Annotated in this window: 15 protein-coding genes and 4 pseudogenes; 7 read left to right on the forward strand and 12 right to left on the reverse strand. The window is 41.2% G+C overall.

Annotated elements, in window-relative coordinates; all coding sequences use genetic code 11:
- Positions 1 to 42: 42 nt before the first annotated feature.
- Positions 43 to 456: a peptide-methionine (R)-S-oxide reductase MsrB gene (gene msrB / locus V7K76_RS15940; protein WP_334777532.1), complete on the reverse strand. Its 414-nt coding sequence runs from the start codon at positions 454 to 456 to the stop codon at positions 43 to 45.
- Between the two features lie 407 nt (positions 457 to 863).
- Positions 864 to 1370, reverse strand: a complete 507-nt coding sequence (locus V7K76_RS15945; protein ID WP_334777533.1) for a hypothetical protein — start codon at positions 1368 to 1370, stop codon at positions 864 to 866.
- Between the two features lie 89 nt (positions 1371 to 1459).
- On the opposite strand from V7K76_RS15945, the gene V7K76_RS15950 reads away from it, so the two are divergent.
- Together V7K76_RS15950 and V7K76_RS15955 are read left to right on the forward strand one after the other, a co-directional pair.
- Positions 1460 to 1690 (forward strand): hypothetical protein, encoded by a 231-nt coding sequence (locus tag V7K76_RS15950; RefSeq protein ID WP_334777534.1) that lies wholly within the window; start codon positions 1460 to 1462, stop codon positions 1688 to 1690.
- Positions 1691 to 1889: 199 nt separating this feature from the next.
- Positions 1890 to 2117, forward strand: coding sequence for a type II toxin-antitoxin system RelE/ParE family toxin (locus V7K76_RS15955; protein WP_334777535.1), 228 nt, complete (start codon positions 1890 to 1892; stop codon positions 2115 to 2117).
- A gap of 315 nt (positions 2118 to 2432) precedes the next feature.
- On the opposite strand, the gene V7K76_RS15960 is transcribed toward V7K76_RS15955, so the two are convergent.
- Positions 2433 to 2981, reverse strand: a complete 549-nt coding sequence (locus V7K76_RS15960) for a single-stranded DNA-binding protein (RefSeq protein ID WP_334777536.1) — start codon at positions 2979 to 2981, stop codon at positions 2433 to 2435.
- A gap of 271 nt (positions 2982 to 3252) precedes the next feature.
- A pseudogene (locus tag V7K76_RS15965) lies at positions 3253 to 3372 on the reverse strand (FAD-dependent oxidoreductase); the annotation flags it as partial.
- 144 nt (positions 3373 to 3516) lie between these two features.
- On the opposite strand from V7K76_RS15965, the gene V7K76_RS15970 reads away from it, so the two are divergent.
- Entirely contained in the window at positions 3517 to 4833 is a 1317-nt protein-coding gene (locus V7K76_RS15970; RefSeq protein WP_334777537.1) for an ABC transporter ATP-binding protein, read from the forward strand.
- Between the two features lie 57 nt (positions 4834 to 4890).
- On the opposite strand, the gene cydB is transcribed toward V7K76_RS15970, so the two are convergent.
- The 5 genes and pseudogenes from cydB to V7K76_RS15995 form a co-directional block, all read right to left on the reverse strand.
- A complete protein-coding gene (gene cydB / locus V7K76_RS15975; protein ID WP_334777538.1) occupies positions 4891 to 5904 on the reverse strand; it encodes a cytochrome d ubiquinol oxidase subunit II in 1014 nt (337 codons plus the stop codon).
- A gap of 48 nt (positions 5905 to 5952) precedes the next feature.
- Positions 5953 to 6027: pseudogene (locus V7K76_RS15980) on the reverse strand (cytochrome ubiquinol oxidase subunit I); the annotation flags it as partial.
- Between the two features lie 31 nt (positions 6028 to 6058).
- Positions 6059 to 7330: an MFS transporter gene (locus tag V7K76_RS15985; protein WP_334777539.1), complete on the reverse strand. Its 1272-nt coding sequence runs from the start codon at positions 7328 to 7330 to the stop codon at positions 6059 to 6061.
- A 32-nt stretch (positions 7331 to 7362) separates the two neighbouring features.
- A complete protein-coding gene (locus V7K76_RS15990) occupies positions 7363 to 8604 on the reverse strand; it encodes an MFS transporter (protein ID WP_334777540.1) in 1242 nt (413 codons plus the stop codon).
- Positions 8605 to 8618: 14 nt separating this feature from the next.
- Entirely contained in the window at positions 8619 to 11132 is a 2514-nt protein-coding gene (locus V7K76_RS15995) for a TonB-dependent siderophore receptor (protein ID WP_334952737.1), read from the reverse strand.
- Positions 11133 to 11821: 689 nt separating this feature from the next.
- On the opposite strand from V7K76_RS15995, the gene V7K76_RS16000 reads away from it, so the two are divergent.
- The 3 genes and pseudogenes from V7K76_RS16000 to V7K76_RS16010 all read left to right on the forward strand — a co-directional run.
- The gene (locus V7K76_RS16000; RefSeq protein WP_334777542.1) at positions 11822 to 12490 is read left to right on the forward strand and encodes a TauD/TfdA dioxygenase family protein; all 669 of its coding nucleotides are present in this window, start codon (positions 11822 to 11824) and stop codon (positions 12488 to 12490) included.
- 48 nt (positions 12491 to 12538) lie between these two features.
- A pseudogene (locus V7K76_RS16005) lies at positions 12539 to 13296 on the forward strand (ISNCY family transposase); the annotation flags it as partial.
- A gap of 129 nt (positions 13297 to 13425) precedes the next feature.
- Positions 13426 to 13542: pseudogene (locus tag V7K76_RS16010) on the forward strand (ketoacyl-synthetase C-terminal extension domain-containing protein); the annotation flags it as partial.
- A gap of 422 nt (positions 13543 to 13964) precedes the next feature.
- Here V7K76_RS16010 and V7K76_RS16015 read toward each other — a convergent pair.
- Complete coding sequence (locus V7K76_RS16015) at positions 13965 to 14387, reverse strand: KGK domain-containing protein (RefSeq protein WP_334777543.1); 423 nt, start codon at positions 14385 to 14387, stop codon at positions 13965 to 13967.
- 519 nt (positions 14388 to 14906) lie between these two features.
- Here V7K76_RS16015 and V7K76_RS16020 point away from each other — a divergent pair.
- Positions 14907 to 15338, forward strand: a complete 432-nt coding sequence (locus V7K76_RS16020; protein WP_334777544.1) for a DUF4352 domain-containing protein — start codon at positions 14907 to 14909, stop codon at positions 15336 to 15338.
- Between the two features lie 89 nt (positions 15339 to 15427).
- Here V7K76_RS16020 and V7K76_RS16025 read toward each other — a convergent pair whose 3' ends face one another.
- Entirely contained in the window at positions 15428 to 16945 is a 1518-nt protein-coding gene (locus V7K76_RS16025; protein ID WP_334777545.1) for a thioredoxin-like domain-containing protein, read from the reverse strand.
- Positions 16946 to 17408: 463 nt separating this feature from the next.
- A complete protein-coding gene (locus V7K76_RS16030) occupies positions 17409 to 20480 on the reverse strand; it encodes a phytase (RefSeq protein ID WP_334777557.1) in 3072 nt (1023 codons plus the stop codon).
- Positions 20481 to 20787 lie beyond the last annotated feature (307 nt).

Here is a 20787-nt window from a genome sequence, read left to right on the forward strand (position 1 = left end):
TTTATTTATGGGGATTATCTTTTTACTTTTTACTTATAAAAGTCAGTCTGGCTCAGGAATAAACTTGAGAGCAATCCCATTCATGCAGTAACGTTGACCAGTGGGGGCCGGGCCGTCGCCAAATACATGACCGAGATGACTACCGCAGCGACGACAATGCACTTCAGTTCTGGTCATATTATATGATTTGTCTATAGATGTACCAATTGCCCCTTCTATGGGAGCGAAAAAACTAGGCCAGCCTGTACCACTGCTAAATTTAGTATTAGATGTAAAAAGTGGTGAACTACAAGCTGCACATATATAAGTACCCTCAGTATCTTGCTTATCAAGTGGGCTAGTACAAGCGCGTTCAGTTCCATGTTGACGCATTACTTCATACTGTTCTGGCGTTAAAATTGCACGCCACTCTTCTTCAGTTTTGGTGATTTCAAACTCACTATTTGAAGTTGTCATAACTGCCTCATAAAACTAACACGTTAGGTTAAATTTAACGCATAGAACTAGATATTTTTGTCTAATTATAAGGATAGGGCACGCGTAGCCCAACCTAACGTAGCTTGCCGCCGTAGGCATCGCCTTTTCATCATCTGCTAACTTACTCGGTCGTCACCGAGAGATAACTCTCAAATCCAAATGGCACGCTTGTAAAGCTCAAACCCTTAATCCCGGATTTTTCACAAAGATTTAAACGATTAGCCCAAAACGTTTATGCCACTTAGGTTTAAGATAAAATACCCCGTTCACATACTGTTGTGATTCGTGCAGTGTCTAAAACGCTCAAAATCTAAGCTTGATAAAGGTTTGGGTATGCTTTTTTGGGGCAAATGCATCTAAAAAATCCCCAATAAAACCGTGATTTTTCAGTAAATGATTCGCCAAGCTTTCACTGTTTCCTTACCAATTTCGCTATCAACTGTTTGGCCACCTTCTAACATTAGTCGTATATTTAAATTCTTATATGGAGCATTTTTCAATGCCACAGCTAACTTATCATTAATTGCAAATGTGTTGTTTGTTCCTTCTAATTGATAAACCTGTTCTCCTACTTTGAGTAAGAGTTTGGCAACTTTCTTTGTTGTTAGAAGTTGAAGATAGTCAGGGCGGGGATAGGTTAGTCTGGCACTGTAAAAATGCCTGTGAAAGTCGAAATGTCCGTTATGCTGAAAACCGATGTTGTCGAAAGATCCTGCTAGTCCAGAATTGACTGTAACAAGCACTCGCACATCTTTATGAGTCCACAAGCTAATAATTTGCTTTGACCCCTGATTGTATAAATAGCCACCTAAATAATTGCGGTCAAAGACTGCAAGAAATCCCCCTTCAAAAGGATCGCTGACCCTTACAGGTTTTGACCAAGGTACGTCCATATCAGGGGATAGTCCTGCTGATTTGACTAATGGAAATAGAGATTAAAATAGAGTTAGTAAAGGTAGGATTTACTTGATTAGGAGGTTCTATGATGACTTTACAAGAAATTATTAATTCTATTGAAAGTTTGCCCACAGAAGATCGAGAGTATTTATTTGAGTTTCTTCGCCAGCAACGAATTGAGAATCGGCGGGTTGAAATTTTGGCTAATGCTCAGGAAGTAATGCAGGCTTTTAAGGATGGGACAGCAAAGAGAGGAAGCGTTGATGATTTGATCGTTGATTTACTCGGAGATGATGATGGAAGTTGTCTGGAGTAGTGGATTTAAGCGCTCTTTTAAAAAGATTACAAAGAAAAACCCGCAATTAAAGAATCAAATTGTTAATGTATTAAGGCTTTTGGCAGATGATCCATTCTGACTTTTCACGGTATGTGGAAAAGGTCATTTTGATGGTTTCCCAAGCCCTGATTTCTCCGTTACCTATTTTCATTAACTTAAATCTATTGAGAATTAGCCTGTGGAAAAAGCCACGCTTTTTGGGAGCTTGAGGACTTCCCGTGAAAAGTCAGATGATCCATTTACACCGTCTTTGAAATCTCATAAGTTAACAGGAAATTTAGCGGGTTTGTGGTCTTGTTCTGTTGCTTATGATTGTAGAATTATCTTTATTTTCTCTGAAGATGAGAAGTTGTTAGAAATGGTTATTTTATTGATTGATATTGGTAGCCATGATGAAGTTTATTAAATTGTAAAATAAAGGCTGAAGCCTGGGATTTAGAAATTAAAATTCTCTATCCCTAACTGCTCGATAGCTAAACTAAGCGATGTGTCATACCATTTCACTTTAATAATAATGATACAAATACGCTGGTAAGGGCATGGCATTGCCATGCCCCTACGATAAATCTATATGTATCAGGATTTTCGTGAATTGGTATCACGACAAGATGTTTTGCATCAACGCAGACAAAAAAATAGCACATCCTCAAGGATGGCTATTTGTAGAAATTGTCTAATGTAATGTTAGTTAGCAAATTGAATACACGCTCAACTACCAACTTTAGAACGGAATGTCATCTGGATCTGGTTCTTGCTCTTTCACTGCTGGATAAGTGGTTCGCTCATAATTTGTGGGTTGGGGTACGGGTTCGTAACTTGGCGCTGGGGTAGGTGCTGGACGTGCTGCTGACTCGTAACTGGGAACCTCTTTCTGTGGAGGACGAGATGCTGAAGGCGTTTGTCGTGGAGCAGTTTCAGTGAATGATGGAGTTACGGTTGCTGAGGGTAATGGATCGGTATCAAAACTACCTCCAACAGATTGAATTTGCTGCACCGTCAATTCAGCGCGTTTTTCTTTAAAACCTTCTTGACGCTCAACAGTATTCATTGTTAAACGTCCTACCAAGATGACGCGATCGCCTTGGTGGTAGTTTTGCTGAATTTCTGTCGCTAAATTCCCCCAGCCGACAACTTTCAGCGTGGCTGGCGGATCTTCTGGTTTCTGGGAATTGGGAAACTGCACGAGCATTTCCGTGACTCCCAGATTATCTGCTGTATAGCGGAGTTGCGGCTCGTTAATAATTTCCGCCATTAAAACGCAACTGTTCATTAAAATTACTCCTGACTACAAAAAGTGCTGATTCAAAAAGAGGGGGTTTTTCTATGTAGTGCCAATTAATATCTAGATAGGTTTAATTGTTTGCATTTTTTAATAATGCCTGAGTTTTTAGTCATTTCTAGCATAAAAGCCAAGCGATCGCTTTGAACAGCATTGAGTATACTGTTCGCCACCCTCGCTTGACTAAATTGAGCATTCAATTCTGCATGAGTAGTATAATTGTACCACCCATTTCAGAAATAGAAAAAATTATTGGCAAAAATTAAGTCTTGACGTGAACCGGAAAAACACCCAAGGCGATAAACCTGGCGGGAAGGTCGCGCAAGATGGGTAAGCGCAAAAATGCAGGTGGTACAAAGGTACGATTTGAGGAGAGAATCGGGATAATTTGCTTTTGATGGTGCAAGCTATTTTTTTAACTTTTCGTATTTACCCTAAACGTGTATTATGATTGGCGCTAAACTGTCATTTGTCATTGGTCATTAGTCATTTGTCCAATGCCCCATGCCCAATCCCCAAATTAGTTGTGTCCCAAGTTATTTTAGAAAACGTTTATAAAAGTTTTTCCTCACGTAAAGGGGAAAGTGTTACCTCACAAACCCAATCTCCCCTCACACCTGGGGATAAAGTTGATGCAGCGCAAGATCGTGCAGGAAGTGTCAACGTCTTGCGGCGGATTAACCTGACGATCGCAGATGGCGAATTTATGGTGCTGGTAGGCCCTTCTGGTTGTGGTAAAAGCACTTTGCTGCGGTTAATCGCCGGCTTAGAGGTGATGACTGGCGGTAATATTTGGGTAGGCGATCGCTTGATCAATGACCTACCACCCAAAGAACGCGACATCGCAATGGTGTTTCAAAATTACGCCCTCTATCCTCACATGACGGTGTATGATAACATCGCCTTTGGGTTACGCCGCAGGGAATTAGGGAATAGGGAATGGGGAATAGGGAATAGGGAAAATCAGCATTCTCCACTCCCCACCTGGGCGGAAAATCTTTTTGTGGGGGCGACCAAAAAGTTACCTAAAGGATTGCGCTACATTTCTGACAAAGAACGGGCGGTGGATGTACAGGTGCGTAGTGTTGCTCAACTGTTGCAAATCGAAACATTGCTGAATCGCTTACCCAAACAGCTATCTGGGGGACAAAGACAACGGGTTGCATTGGGAAGAGCGATCGCCCGTGATCCCCAAGTATTTTTAATGGATGAGCCGCTTTCTAACTTAGATGCGAAACTGCGGGCGGAAACCCGCGCCCAAATTGTCAAATTGCAGCGCCAACTGGGGACAACGACGATTTACGTTACCCATGACCAAACCGAAGCGATGACAATGGGCGATCGCATTGCAATTATGTCTGAGGGTAAAATTCAGCAAGTCGCTTCTCCCTTAGAACTTTACAACCGTCCTGCCAACCTTTTTGTAGCAGAATTCATTGGTTCACCACCGATGAATTTTATTCCTGTAGAATTTCATGCCCCTCTATTGATTACTCATTCCCAGTTGCGTTTCACCCTACCAGAAGTTTGGGGAAAAGCCCTACAAAAATATGATGGCAAAACTCTAATTTTAGGCATTCGCCCAGAACATTTGAACTTGAGTATGCCTGCTACTAAAAATTTACCTGTACAAGTAGATTTGGTAGAAAATCTCGGCAACGATTCCTTTCTTGCTGTTAAGATTGCCGAACCAGGATCTCAACCTGCTACTACAGCCAATTACCTGCAAGTGCGAATCCCACCAGATCGATTTGTCCAACCTGGTGAGCAACTTTGGTTATCGCTAACTCCAGAGAAAATTCACTTTTTCGACCCGGAAACTGAGTTAGCAATATTTCCCTAGAATCAATCTAAAATCTAAAATCCAAAATCCAAAATCCAAAATCCAAAATTGTGTAACTTATTCTCCATAATTTGTGCCTGCCACTTTCCCTCGAAACACAATGTAATTGTAGACGTTGTAGAACAACATAATGGGAATCAGAAATCCAATGAAGATAATCATGAACACTAACGCGCTAGGTGCTGCGGCTGCCTGATAAATAGTAATACCTGGGGGAATAATATAGGGAAAAACAACTAATCCTAAGCCCACAAAGGTAAGTAGGAAAAGTAGTACTGTCCAAACTAGGGGAGTAGTTTCTGCTTTGCGGTTCAGGCTTTGAATCAATAACCCAATCAGCAGCACACCTAGCACGGGAATGATTGAAAATAGATACACTTCTGGCTGGTGAAATAACTTTGCTCTGGCATTTTCATACACAACAGGGGTGGCGATGGTAATTAAAATTGCACCTAAAAGTGTTGTCCAAGCAGCGAGTTTTGCTGTGCGGTAATGGGATGTTTGCAGTTCTCCCTCAGTTTTCAAGATGAGATAGGTGGAGCCAATCAATACATAACCCTGGATTAATGTCAAGGCAACTAGGAGCGATCGCCAATCGAGCCAATCCCACATACTGCCGATAAAGTGACCCGATTCATCAACTGTAATGCCTTCTAAAATGCTGCCCAAGGCAAACCCTTGAAACAGCGCCGCCATGAAACTACCGATTCCAAATGCCACATTCCAAAATACTTTGTTTGTAGAATGCTCTCGAAATTCAAAGGCCACAGCCCGAAAAATCAAGCCGAAGATCATCCCAAAAATGGGAATGTAGAGCGCATTCAAAATGGTGCCATAAGCGAGAGGAAATGCCCCAAACAACGCACCCCCCATCAACACCAACCAGGTTTCATTGGCATCCCAAATATTACCCAAACTCGTCATTAAGATGTCGCGTCGGTCGTCATTGGAACTGGTTAACGATAGGATGCCTACGCCTAGATCAAACCCGTCTAACATGACGTAGAGAAACAAAAACAGAGCCAAAATGACAAACCAAACCTGCGCTAAAAAGTGTTCTAGATTCTCCATACAATTACCTATTGATTTACCATACTCATCACTCAGCACTCAATACTCATAAAGCACCCAAGGTTGCCGCCCAACACAACGCACAATCCAGCCTGATTCGACGGCAATATAGCCCAGTGGAGCCAATACGGTTCGGTTAAGAAAGTTATCAGTGTTAATCAATCGTGCGTACAGATGCATTTGCCATTAACAAGACACTCATCATTAGCATGATGCTACCTGCAACACTAAAAAGAATTGTGATATTTAAAGCGGCTAAGGTGCCAGCTAAAGCGTAGGAAAAAGGAGCAACCCCAAAGGAAGAAAGCATTCCCAAGCTCATAACTCTCCCTAACATTTCAGGTGAAGTTTGCTTTTGAATCCAGGTAATTCCTACAACAGTAAAAAAGCCGCTACAACACCCCAGTATAGCGATTGTCACGCCAGCCCAGACTAGATTTGATATGTACCCAAGTAGGAACATACTAAAACCTTGGATACTAGCAAGACTCAGCATCAGAACTCCAAGCCGTGGAAGACGGCGAAGGAATCCAGGCATTAGTGTCCCTAACAATCCACCACCACCCAAAGCCGAATTCATTATGCCTAAAGCGATGACACCACCAGGAAAGCGACTTTGAGCCAGTGATACGATGCCAACTTGTAATGGGCCGACGAAAATTAAGTTTAATATCGTTATTACTAGCAAAACCACTCTGAGCGGTGGATTATGCCACACATAGTTTAATCCCTCACGAATACCAGCAATTAAACTAAAAATCTTGCTCTTTAACGTGGGCTTTTTCATAGATGAGTCAAAAGCAGCACTTGGTTGATGTCTGCCTTTCATCAGCAGAAGTGTTAACGTTGTGACTAGAAAACTGGCGGTATCTATGGCAAATGCTGTCTGAATACCGGTTGTCGCAATTAGTAAACCGCCGAAAGCAGGCCCAATCAGTACTAGGAGTTGGGTAGTTCCCATACTCAAAGCGTTACTTGCTGCTAACAATTCCTTTGTTACAAGACTGGGTATAATCGACTTAGCGGCGGGGATGAAAAAGCTATCTACGACTCCAAAGCTGATGGCAAATAGGTAAAGATGCCATAGTTGCGTCGCCTGGAACATAACCAGCGCCGTCAGTAATGCCGTCAGCACCGCACGCAAGGCATTGGCAACAAGCATGATTAACCGGGGGGGTAGGCGATCGCTAACTACACCACCAATGAGCAGAAAAACAGCACGAGGAACCGCTGCTGCCATCAGTACTGCACCCAAGCTGACAGGAGAGTGAGTCAACTGGATAGTCAACCAAGGCAATGCCACTAAGTAAAATTGATCACCCAGGAGTGAAACGCTTTCACCAATATACAGAAGGAGGAAGTCTCGTACTAAGAGGGGCTGCCAAAGAGGTAGCTGTTGTGTACCATCAACTTTTAGTTTTCCCATAAGGGTTAATTGACAACCGTGCGGCTGGATGCTTACTGAGTGGTAAGGGCTGAGTCCTGAGTGCTTCTGGTGTCATTAAAGGCTATGGCAATAATTGCGACACCAAGCACAGCGATCGCCACACTAATAGCAAACACTCCCCGATAGCCCAAGGCTTCAGCAATTACACCACTGATCGCCGCCGCCGCAATACCGCTAAAGGAAGCAACAGAACCTTGAATGGAGTAATCTGTGCCGGCTGTCGCTAGTTCGCTTTTGTCCATCATAATAGTTGATATAGTTGTACTTGCCATGCTGGTAGAGAACTGTACAGCGATCGCAGCTAAATAGAGTACGGGTAAACTTTTCACACCAAATGCCGGTAGCAGGTAAATGGCGATCGCTACAGCTTGCAGCAAACCAAATAGAATCAGCGATCGCTTTCGCCCCAAGGGATTAATTAGCAAACCCGCAGTCAGCGCCGCAAATACACCAGTACTATAACTGACTACTCCTAGTAAAAAACCAATTTCTCCTAAAGACAGCCCAATATCCACCAAAAAAGGACGATACATGGTACCGGCGATCGCGCTACCTTTCAGATAAAGCACTAAAATCAGCAACCAACGCCATATTCCAGGACGACGGAAAAATTGGACTAAATTTTTCCAAGCCAGAGTCAAGCGTTGAGACTCAGCCCCTGATTGATGATTTCTCTTGGGTTCTTTGTGCCATAAAATTGGCAGCAGTGCCATTACCACTAGCAGCGCCAAGGTGAACATGGTGGCTTTCCATCCCCAGTAATTGAGCAAGCTCAACATCAAACCACCGCCAATCACCGCCCCTAAATAACTACCTCCTATTTGCACCCCATTACCGAAACCTCGCTCATTCACATCTAGCAACCCCACAGCCAAAGCATCGGTAGCAATGTTTTGCAGACAACAGAAGAAACACATGACAAACAAACAAATCACGAGGGCAGTAAAATTGTGTTGAATGTCAAGTAAACCACCAGCAAAAGTAGTGCAGGCAATGAGCAGTTGAAAGCAGATAATCCAGAATCGATAATGTCCAACAGTGGTAAAGCTATAACGATCTAGTAAAGGGGCCCAGAGAAAATTGAGCATCGAAGGTAGGAGCAATAATGACAGTAAACCAATCGCTTGTCGAGAAACTCCCTGCTGACGCATGAATACGGGTAGGGCTTGAAACAGAAACATCGTGGGGATGAACTGTGACATATACAAGCTGCCCAATAACCCTAGTTTCTGCAAACTTTTGGTACTAATCATGTTTCCTACGTTAATCAGAACTCAAAAGACACTGAACCCCGAACATTAAAAGGTGATGCTGGAGACAAGGCACCAATCTGGGTATAATAATACTGAGTATTAAATACATTATTAAAGTTCAGACCAATGCGTAATTTATTGCGGCGATAAAACAAAGCAGCATCCGCTCTGAGGTATGAAGGCACGGTGAAAGTATTCGGCAATGCTACTTCATAGTCTCCTGAATACACCAGTCCCAAACCAAACCCCAACCCCTTCAAATTGCTACTTTGCAACTCATAAGTTGTCCACAAACTAGCGCTGTTATACGGCACACCAATTAATCGATTACCTACAGGAATAGTATTGTCTTGGCTGACAAAGGCATCTGTGTAAGTGTAAGTACCTATGACCTTCCATCCTGGCAATATTTGTCCGGTGACATCTAGTTCAATCCCCCGGCTTTTTTGTTCTCCCGTTTGAATGCTATAAAGTGGATTAGTTGGGTCTGCTGTGAGTAGATTTTGCCGAGTAATTTCGTAGAATGCTAATGTAGCTGAAAGACGATTTTCCAGAAATTCCTGTTTAATTCCTACCTCAAATTGTTCGGAAGTTTGCGGTTTAAATAATTCTCCTGTCTTGCTCCTACTGGAGTACACAGGATTAAAATAGTCAGACCAATTAAAATAAAGGGAAGTGGTCTTACTCGGCTGATAGACAATCCCCGCTCGCGGCGAAAATTTATTATCTACTTGCTCGTTAAGTAAATTGCCTCCAGGACTATCTTTGGCGAATGAGTTACTTGAATCAAAGCGCACACCTGCCAAAAGTTTGAGGTTAGGCAGAATCTCGACCAAATCCTGTACATAAATTCCCAGGTCGTCTGCACCATATTGGCTAGCAAGTCCAAGTTGAGAACTGAAGGAACCTGGTTGCGCTCCATACACTGGATTAAAAATATTAATCGGCGCGATGAATGCACCGGTAAAATTAGTGCTTAATTGTCTTCGATATAGTTCTACTCCAATTAAAACATTGTGATTGATTGAGCCAGTGCTAAACTTACCAAATAATTCATTTGTCAACGTATAGTTTGCACTTTGTTCAGGCCCTTTTAATATTAGCCGATTGACCGTGCCATTGGCATTTAAGTTTGGTGAGTAGTAATATGTGTAAGAGCCTAAATCCAGGTTAGCTAGGAGTGCGTTAAATCCTTGCTTAAAGCTCCAATTGTCACTAAACTTCCGTTCCAAGGTATAAGTAATCGAAGTTGAATCTAGGTAGCTAGTATTTGCACCCGGCTCTGCCAGAGACCTGCTGATGGGAATTTGTAATGATTGTGGTACAAGGGGGAGTCCACTATCAAAAACAAAATCAGATTTTTGATATTCAATTTGGGTAGAAAGAGTAGTCTTTTTGTCAATTTGCCAGGTTAAAGCAGGTGCTAATAAAAGGTTCTGATTATTAATAAAATCTCGATAGCTACCTGCATTTTCATAGGAAGCATTCAGCCGATAGAGAAGCGCGTTATTTGTGGTGAGTGGCCCTGTAAAATCCAAGGATGAACGGTAATAATCATAACTACCGACAATGAAGCTAGTATTATATAAAGGTGTATCCAGGGGTTTTTTTGTCAATACATTCAGTAACCCTCCTGGCGTATAACCACTGCCATAAAGTACTGCGGCTGGCCCCTTTAACACCTCGATGGACTCGATATTGGCGGTATCACCAGGAGTCAGACCTACCGGACCGCGAAATCCATTCCGGAAATAGCCAAAATCAGCAAAACCTCGAATTGTATAGGCTGATGCAGTTCCATAACCTATAACTTTTTGGACTCCGCTCACATTATCAGTGATATCGTCTTGACGGACAATCTGCCGATCTTCGATTACCTGGGAGGGAATCACCTGCACTGATAGCGGAATATCCCGCAGTGGTACCGAGAACTTAGTTCCTGTGCTAGCGGTTGGTACTTTGTAACTATATGGCTCACCTGTCACCAGCAGTTCAATGGGTTTTTGACCTTGATTTGGTGTTTGTTGTTGTGAAGATGACGTATTTGAGACTAGGGGAGAAATTAAACCTTGGTTGCTCCCCAATAGCTCGACTTTCGGCACACTTGTAGTACCCTTCACTGTCACTAAAATGCTATTAGCATCCTGATTGACTAATACTACTTCTGTGATGCCATCACGGGGATTTTCAGCCCGGAAGGAATTGCCTGATGGTAGATTAAGTTGAGCATTAGGGATAACAGCACTGAATGTGTTTCCCTCGCTTTTGATTGTGCTTTGCAGCTGATTTGTCGGAGTTTCTAAGATGACTTCCAGACCACTAGCAGTTGAGTTCAGGCGCACACCTGTTACTTGTATAACTTGATTTTGTGGAACCTCTTGCGCCAGCCAGTCTTTGACGCTGGTTGGGGGGCGGGGAATGTCACTCAGTTGGGGAATATTTGTGATCGGTACTTCTGAATTTATTACCTCTTTTTTCCATTGCACAGTGTTGACTTTCTCTACATCACCATAAGCAGGAAAAGTCACAAAAACTGATACAACTGCTGTTAATCATATCCAAATAGATAATTTCTGTTGTTCCACCCTATTTCCTTAACACCCTCAACGGCAAATTGCACCCACAACAAGCTTCTAAAAAGCTGCGAACAGGTTTTCAGAGGCGCGACTAAAGTCACGTCATAAAATATTTCAAAAGTCTTGAAAATTGCACAAAAGCTTCAAACATTATGAGGACACCATCTCTCATAAGTCAAATGACAATCTGTCAAACTTAGCTTGATGTTTAAATAAGCCTCAGTAATGCTTAAATTAAGGCTTTTTTGTAAAAATATTTATATTTAGTTGCTAATAATGCGGGGTTTGTAGTATCGTTGCAAATTAGAGTTGCTAAAAAGAATTATCCAAACTGTTTAGGAGAATTTTTATCCCAAAAGATAGATATTCTGAATCATGAATCAAGAATATTGTTAACTACAACGGCAACATTGAATTACTCTTTTCTCATTCTTAATCTGAGGTTGCTGGCGATCGCTAACTCGTTAGTGCAGTAGTTCGCCAAACAAACTTTGTGGAGTTCGTAGTGTTTGCGTAGCGTCTCGTAATGTTGGGTTGCGCTCCGGTTAACCCAACCTACAATTTTTATTAAATGAACCGTATTAAGTCATAGTAATGAATGACCTGTCTTCCAAAAATAATGATAACAAAGGAAGAAAATAATGAAAATTGATAGACCATCTTCAGAACGTATTGGAGCCGAAATTTCAGATATAAATGTTGCTTTGGTTAATGCAGCAGAAGTCAATATAATTAAACAACTTGTATACGAGCATAAATTAGTAGTCTTCAGAGGGCAAAATATTACCGATGACCAATATTTAGAATTGGCTCGAAAAATTGGGACACCACAAATTTATCCTCAAGACAACTATCATCACCCAGATTATCCCGAAATATTTGTATCTTCTAATGTTCCCAAAGATGGGATAAAGTTTGGTGTCGCCGGAACTGGTAGATATTGGCATACTGATTGTGCATTTCTTGATGAACCCTTGCCATTTACAATGTTATACCCACAATTGCTGCCAAATTCTATTAGAGAAACCTATTATATCGATATGCAGCAAGTTTATAAAAAGTTGCCTCCAAACTTAAGAAGCTATATCGATGGAGAATATCTGATCCATGAGGCAAAATGGCGTTATAAAGTGCAAGAGTCGGATATCGATAAGGCGATTATAGATATTTTGGATGATTTTGAAAATAAATTTCCACCTGTTAAACATCCTGCTGTGATTACGCACCCTGTTACTCACGAAAAAATCTTGTATATGAATCAAGGTTTTACTACTGGTATCAAAGGACTTGATTATGAAAAAAACCTTTAACTCGTAAGTGCAGGGGCTTTTTTGAATCAGCCAGGAATTTTTGATGAAATAGTGCAATACTTTCACTCAATCCTGAAAGATTTACCTGATAAACGAACAGGTAAAAACAAGTACTATCAGATGAGCGATGCAGCGTTAAGCGCATTTTCAGTATTTTTTACTCAAAGCCCCTCATTTTTGGCTCATCAAAAATCAATGGCACAGAAAAAAGGGGATAACAATGCTCAAAGCTTATTTGGAATACATCAGATTCCCACAGATAACCATATCAGAAACTTGCTGGATAATGTGGAACCATGTGTGGTATTTCCAGTGTTTTATGAGATTTTTAGAGCATTGGAGCAAGGTAAACACCTGGAAGTATTTCGCTCTTTGAAAAATAAATTATTGATAGCGCTGGATGGGACAGAATATTTCTGCTCCAACCAAATTCATTGCCAACATTGTTCAAGCAGGACTTTTAGAAACGGAACAACTCAGTATTTTCATACAGTGGTAACGCCAGTAATTGTTAGTCCTGGTAATTCCAAAGTAATCCCCTTGATACCAGAATTTGTTGTGCCTCAAGATGGACACCAAAAGCTTTCCTTGTGAAAATGCGGCGGCAAAGCGTTGGATTGAGAAATATGGCTTACAGTATGCATCTCTTGGTATTACCATCTTAGGCGATGATCTTTATTGCCAGCTTTGCCACAAATCATCAAATTACTGATATTAACGTTGAGGCAATTGTATCGGCTGGTCGCACCAGATGGAAAGTTGAAAACGAAAATAACAATACACTTAAGACCAAGGGTTATAACTTATAAGTCCATTTCATTTTTTGACGACCAAGAACTGGAGTCTTTAGGTGTTGACCCTGCCATGTTCAATAACCCAAACTATGTAAAAGCTGGTGCTATTTTAGAAGGTGTAGAACTATTTGACGCGACGTTTATGTCAATATTTCCCTTGCTGAATGGAAAACAAATGGCAGTCCTCGTCGAGCTGGAGTCAGTTCTTTTGGCATTGGCGGCACTAATGCACATATCGTTCTCGAAGAAGTAGAAATCCCAGATATCCCATCTAAACCTCGTCTAACTTGAGAACTGTAGTTTTTTACCAAAATTTTGCGATTGCTTCCTACGTTGCAATGACACAACAAAATAATTCAAAACTCCAGGTTTCAACATGGACGAGGTTTAACTGCATACAAGCGATCGCTCTACAATACAGCACTTACGGCAGCTATGAGGTACATTTTCAAAGCTGAAAGCTATGCTAGGAGAGGGACAAGGAGAAAAACTGTATTGCTTAATAGCGGTAAGCGCTGTATTATTCTTAAAAATTTCATGTCCAGAGGCTAAAGCTGTAACACAGCCTACTTAAAACTTACTTTATAAATTGTATCTTAGAATCGAATCAATCAGTGCGATCGTAGCCTATTTTTTTGCTTATTATCATTATTCGCGTTTCGTGATATCGAGGATAATATTCATGTTGCTTCTATCATTTTACGAATATCATCTAAAGATGATTCAGATTTAGCAGGTTCATCAGGATAAAATTCAAGATATAATCTATATTTATCTGTAGTGAAATTTGATATGTATATTTTAATTTTTAATTTGCCTTTTTGCCAGCCTTTATCGCTAATTTTAAGTATCTGGCAATCTATAACCAAATTTAATTTAACTTCATCTATTTTGATAGTCTCTTGACTAACAGATAGTTGCTTGAAAAACTCAGAAATTTGAGTGTTAGCATTTTGAACTGAGTATAAATAAGAAGCACTATGACGTTCCCACTTGCTGTAAATCTGTTCCTGAACTAATTCCTTTAATCTGCTGACTTTAAAAGTGTCTTTCTCCAAAAGTACAACATCATCACAGTCTAGAGTAATGAATTTATTCTTCATACCAGTGTAGTCAATTTAGAATGGATAATAATGGCTTGATAATTTAAGCTTACTTCTAGCTTATTCTGCAATTTTGTTTATATCAAGTTAGTGAAAATACTCAAATAACTTGGCAATTGAATAATCTGAGCATTTATCAAGCGATCGCTCAACAACATTCCTAAATAAGTTACGAACAAAAAGATCCCCGACTTCTGAAGAAGTCGGGGATCTGAGCCTCTGGGTGGAGAGCAAATCAAATAGGATGGCTATAGTTCAGCTATAACCTTTAACTGGCTTGGCTTCTTCTCAAAAATTAGAGGCAGTTCAGCTTATGAATTTTTATCAGATGTTAACATTAGTCAATTTTTGGGAATTATAATAACGAACCTCTTAAAAAGCTTAAAGAGGTTTGGATATACAACCAGAGTGCAACCATGAATAAATTTAAATACTTATCTATTGCAGCATTGTTACTTATCATTTCTGCCTGTACACCTTCGCAACAAGCCAAGTTAGAGCCTTCGTCATCTCAAGCAAATGCTGTCGATAAATACTAACATTGAACCAGTTTCAAAAGTAGTTAGCGGTAAAGTTAATCAAAAAGGTTGGGAAGTTAGCGCAACAGGTGTTAAATATGCAGGACAGAAAATTAAAGGAGAGTACAAAACATACGAAGCGGCTGAAGTTTGGACAGTGGTTTCTGTAACTGTTAAAAATACAAGTAGCAAAAGACAACGAGAGGATGATGCATGGTTCACTCTTCTATTCTCAGAATTAGTTGACTCCAAAGGCAACAAATACGATTATAAAGACAGGGATATAAAATATGATGCTGATTTGTTAAGTAAACCCTTCTCTCCAGGTGAAGCTCATTCTGTAGATTTACTATTTGACACTCCTAAAGGTATCAAGGTAGATAAATTTCTAATTAAGGATAAAGATTTTAAATCTATTCCTTTAAAAATTTAACTTCCAGTAGCACTATTTAATTTATTCTCTTTAAAATCTCATGCAAAGGTTCAAAGAAAAACTTAGCACTTTTGCATGAGGTTATCATTCTATAAATTTGGCGGAATACAAACATCCGGCGCACATAACCCAAGAAACTCTAGCGTTTTCACCTCAAAGGTATTCAAATCTACGCGGCGGATGGCGTGATTATTGGTATCAGCAATATATAAATGTGAATCCATAACACTCAATCCCGAAGGTTCAAAAAATCGGCTACTCTTACCTTGACCATTTTGTAAACCAGCAGAACCGTCTCCCAAAACTGTTTGACAATTCCCTGTGCTGAGACTAACTAATTTAATTTTATGATTATAGGTATCCGCCACCCACAGAAAATTATCAGCGTATTCCACTCCTAAACAGTGTTGTAAACGGACATCTTCACCTTGTCCATCTACATCGCCGAAACCAAATAAACCCCCACTACCGCAAACAGTTCGCACTTGGTAAGGTTCTACAATTCCCACACCGCGAATTGAACTAACTTCACTGTCAGCAATATATAATTCTTGCCCATTATTAGTAATACCGCTAGGTTGAGCAAAGGCAGATTCAGTAAGTGAACCATCAATACACGCTTCTGCACCAGTACCAGCATAAGTTTTGATGATGCCGGTTTCCAAATCCATTTGCCAAATTTGATGTGGCCCAGCCATTGCAATAAACAGAATATTTCCCACTTTCACTAAATCCCAAGGGGAATTCAGCGCGGTTTCTAAACCAGCACCGCTATGAGGATAGATATTGCGGCTTTGTTCACCAGTTCCCGCGATCGCTTCCACAACTTGGCGCTTTAAATCAACTCGCCGCAGGGTATGATTTTCTGTATCAGCAACGTAAAGAATCTGATTTTCTGCATCATAAGCCATTCCCTGGGGTGCAAAAAATTGCGCTTCGTTAAAAGCACCATCGGTTAAGCCGGATTTTCCAGTACCAATTAAATATAGAATTTCTCCGTAGAAGCTACTCATAACTAGGCGGTGATGTCCAGAATCAGCAATGAATAAACCCATTGGAGTAGCTAGAACTTTCCCAGGAAAAGCTAGGGGTGTGATTAATGGTTGGCGCTGTTTTTCTAAAGTCAAGCTGATTTCTTGGAAATTAATTGTACCTTTGTTTTGGTGTTGTTGAATTAATTTTTGAATCAACTCGTCTAAAGTGTCACGGTTTCCTTCACCAGAAATCTGGCCAATCACGTAACCTTCTGGATCAATAATTATTAATGTTGGCCAAGCACGCACAGCATACTCTTCCCAAATCCGAAAACCTCTGTCAACGACAACTGAATGTTCAATGTCGTAACGGAGAATAGCTTGGCGGATATTTTCTGTTTCTTTTTCATTTTCAAATTTCGCAGAATGAACGCCAATAATGGTAAGACTATCTTTATATTTTTGTTCTAAATATTTTAGGTTTGGCAAAATATGCAGACAATTGATGCAACAGTATGTCCAAAAATCTAAAATTACGACTCTACCCTTTAGTTCTTTAAGAGACAAGGGTTTATCAGTATTGAGCCAAGAGTAATTTTGTGGTAATTCTGGCGCTCTAACACGGGGAATCATAAAATATCCTTTGCTTTTAAAGGATGTTTATCATCATTAAGATAATCACTTTCTACATTTTCTCCCAATAATATTTTGATTACTTTATCATCAAACAACTGACTAAATAAATATGGCTCTTCGGCTATTTTATGGAGTATTAATAGTAAGATGCCAGTTTAATAAACTGCGTAATCTAAAATTGCTAAAGTTACGAAAGCCATATCCAAGCCTTTTGATTAATGGGTAATGAATATTGGTTAAAAGCGAGTGGAATGGTGGGCGAAAAAAATTAAAATATTCTCGCCTTAAAACTCTATCCCTTTATGGGTAGAGTATTCACCAATTCTGAATTCTGAATTCTGACTCCTGTTTTATAATTATGAAATCCGCTTTAATATCTGCGGAATGTGGGATTAAAATTTAGGGACGTACAGCTATACGTCCCTACGAAAGGCTTTTCTATCAGAAGCTAGGCAAAAAATTAAGCTCCTACACTAGCAGAGAAAACAAAATCATTGGCTGTAAGATTAGTTGATGTAATTCCAACTAATAAAACCAAATCAGTATTTCCTATCTTCACTAAAGTGTCATTACTCTGTTGCAATAGTGTTAAACCACTAAATTGACTAACACCAATACCGCCCAGCCCGATTTTATCAATGCCGATCGCAAAGTCAGTGACGATATTCTTGCTAGTTGGCAGACTGGCGTTAGCAATCCAGAATTGGTCAGCACCAGTACCTCCAGCTAGGCTATTACCACCCTGTTGACCGGCAAATAGCACATCATCACCATCGCCACCAAACAGGGAGTCATTGGCATTGGAGAAGAGTTTGTCATCACCCGAACCACCAGACAAACGATTATTGTTGCCGTTACTAGTGAGGGTGTCGTTACCTGAACCACCGAATAATGATTGATGAGAACCTTCAATTACTGTAAGAGTATCATTACCTTCCCCCCCAAACAAATTATTACTACCACTGGCTTCCACCACGGTAATAACATCATTACCATTGCCACCATCAGCATTGGTATTTTTAGCCGGGCCATTTTGACCAATTACAATTTGATCGTCACCGTCTCCGCCGAATACTGAAGAGTTGCTACCTACGAGTACAGTATCATCACCGCTTCCAGCCTGGATTGTGTTGCTTTCAGTACCCTCGACAAAATCGGCGCCGTCACCTGCTAAGAGTGTTTTTCCTGGTTGAACTGTCACATTATCGCTGTTGCTAGAACCAAAATTGCCGGAGAAGGTTGTCAGGTTAGCAGGATTGCGAGGATCGTAACTAGTGGTGTCGATATTTAGAGAATTGGGCAAAGCATTGGCTATATTTTCCCAAGGTACCAGCTTGAAGTTAGAGTTGACATTTTCGCCATCGATGGTTTCGGCTGGTTCATTTGAGCCATCTTGAGTGACAAATAAACCAAATGGGAAGTTAGTCCCCAGTGGCACGTTAATGACATCAGCGCCATCTGACTCTTGCACGCTGTCAATTGACCCATTGTTACCAATGGCAAAGTTACCCACGTATTCGTTATTACCTTCACGTGTGTAGGCAACAAAGGTGCTATCGCCTTGACTGGATGCTAATAAGTAGCCTGTGCCGTTTTTGCCGTAGTAGATAGTCAACCCTTCGGCATCATCGGTGAGGTGAGAACCACCCTCAAAACGAACGCGATCGATTAGCTTGCCTGTTGTGCCACCGTCCGGTTCTGCCTGGAATTTCCAGATGCCCACATCTTCTTGGGCGATGTAAAGAAAGCCGGTTTCTTGGTCAACCACCATACCTTCTGTTTGGGGAGAACGCCCTGCTGCGGTGGGTGAGGGGATGGTGAACTCGCGCACCAGTTCCGCCCCAATTTGACCATTACCTTTGTCAATCAATTTGAATTGAGCGATGTCTCCAGTTTGGCGGCGACTGGTAAAGACATAGTAATCATTCGTTATGGGGCTACGGTATAAGGTAAGTCCGTAAGAACTGCGAGTTGATGCAGAATAAGGAGGTTCAAAAGGCGATCCTTGGAAGATTGTACCAATATTGCTATCGGTGATATTTTCCAGGTATTGACCGGGAGTGGTGGGGTTGGGGTTGATTTTGAAGATTGCTAGTTTATCATTTTGGCGATCGCTAGCAACGGCAATATCAATAGATTGACCGCCTAATTTAAAACCGTATTGCAAATCAATGTTGTTGTAGCGAATACCACCGGGATTAACTGTTTGCAACAAATTACCAGACAAGTCATAAACCCGCAATCCAGCATTTTTGACTGAGGTTAGGACTAGGCTATCGGCAGCATTTGTGGCATTAACATAAATGGCAGGGTCATCAGCATCAGCATTCTGGTCTACAGCAGGTAGTGCTGGATCTTCATCGTCAAATAAATCGGGACGAGTTTCTACTGTGGGTGCAGCAGTGGGAACTAAGTCTGCACCCAAGGTGAGGATTTGGGTATATTGGGTACTACCAAAGTTGTTGTCACTCACCAACACAATGGACTGACGACCATCTGCTAGTTTGGGGCCGAAGGTAATACCCTCAATGTTATCTATTCCAGTAGGGTGATTGGCATCAGTTGGGAGATTCAGGTCAGTTAAATTTAACAGCAGACGTTTTTGAGCAGGTTTAATTGCTGCTAGTTGTTCAGCACTCAAATTATTGAGAGAATCGTAGGAACTGATATCAGTTGCACCTTGCAAAGAAACTTCGTAAATTTTGATGGTGTCACCTGCACCGACTGCAAAGGAACGTTCTAACGCTAGGAAAGTGCCACGATTATCGATCGCGAGTAAATCTGCCAAACCATTGTTACTTGAGCCTGTGCTAGGGTTAGGCGGTTCGGCGATCCCTACGGGGGGCTGCGCCAACGCATCAGTAATATAGAGGTATTCTTTTTCTGGTTGTCCTGTAACCAGATTATATTGCAGAATCCGGGAAGGGCTGCCACTGGTGAGTGAAGCGATTAATCCATCTTGGGTGAGGGCGTTTTCAGTGGCGGTGAATAGGGTTTTTTGGTCGGGTGTAATGGTGAGGCTTTCAAAGGCTAAGTTATTGTAAACGCCTGATGTCTGCGTGTCCCCGGCATCGACAATACCATCACCGTTAGTATCTTGAACTACTGGTAGGAATTTACTGGGGACAAGTAGCGATCGCACCTCTTGCCCTGTAGCTAAGGAAAACTCTTTAATAAAGGGATTGGTAACACGACCTGCACTAGGATTAACTTCACCTTCCGAGGAGATGAAAACAGTCCCATTGTCAGTTAAAGCAATACCTTCGGGGTCAAGGCTGTTAAGAGCAAAAAAGTTGCCGTTGTTATCTTTCAGGGGCGTGACATTGGTAAAAGTCACCCCGGAATCATTGGTAGTGAAGGTATAAAAACGGGCTGGGGCAACTTGGGAGCGATCGTCTGAGATACTGTAATAGCGGTTATTCACAGCATCATAAGTGACACCAGAAAGTCCACCCACTGGAGTTTGTACCCCATTTACTGTTCCCGCCGTACCAGTAGGAATAAAGCCTGTGGGAAAAATACTCTGCTTCACAAACCCAACATTGGGAATGGTTTCCCCGGATTCATCGAACTGAGAAAAGCGAATTGTGTTTGTAGTAACCATAGTTTAATTCCAAGATAGATTTCAAGAAAATTGGGAGTGGGCGTTTCTTGCAAAAGCCTTCATTTCAAACTCTTACTCTCTACGCGTGTGTTATCTCACGCAATGTGCGACTTATTCTTGAAACTCCACTTCCATTCCTCTCCCCGAAAGGTCGATAGGCTTTGATTCTTGCTCCCCTTCCCTTGTAGGGAAGGGGTTGGGGGTTAGGTCTGAGAGAAAGTCGCACACGGCGTTA

Origin of the sequence: Nostoc sp., from assembly GCF_036917975.1 — a bacterium.
GTDB lineage: Bacteria > Cyanobacteriota > Cyanobacteriia > Cyanobacteriales > Nostocaceae > Nostoc.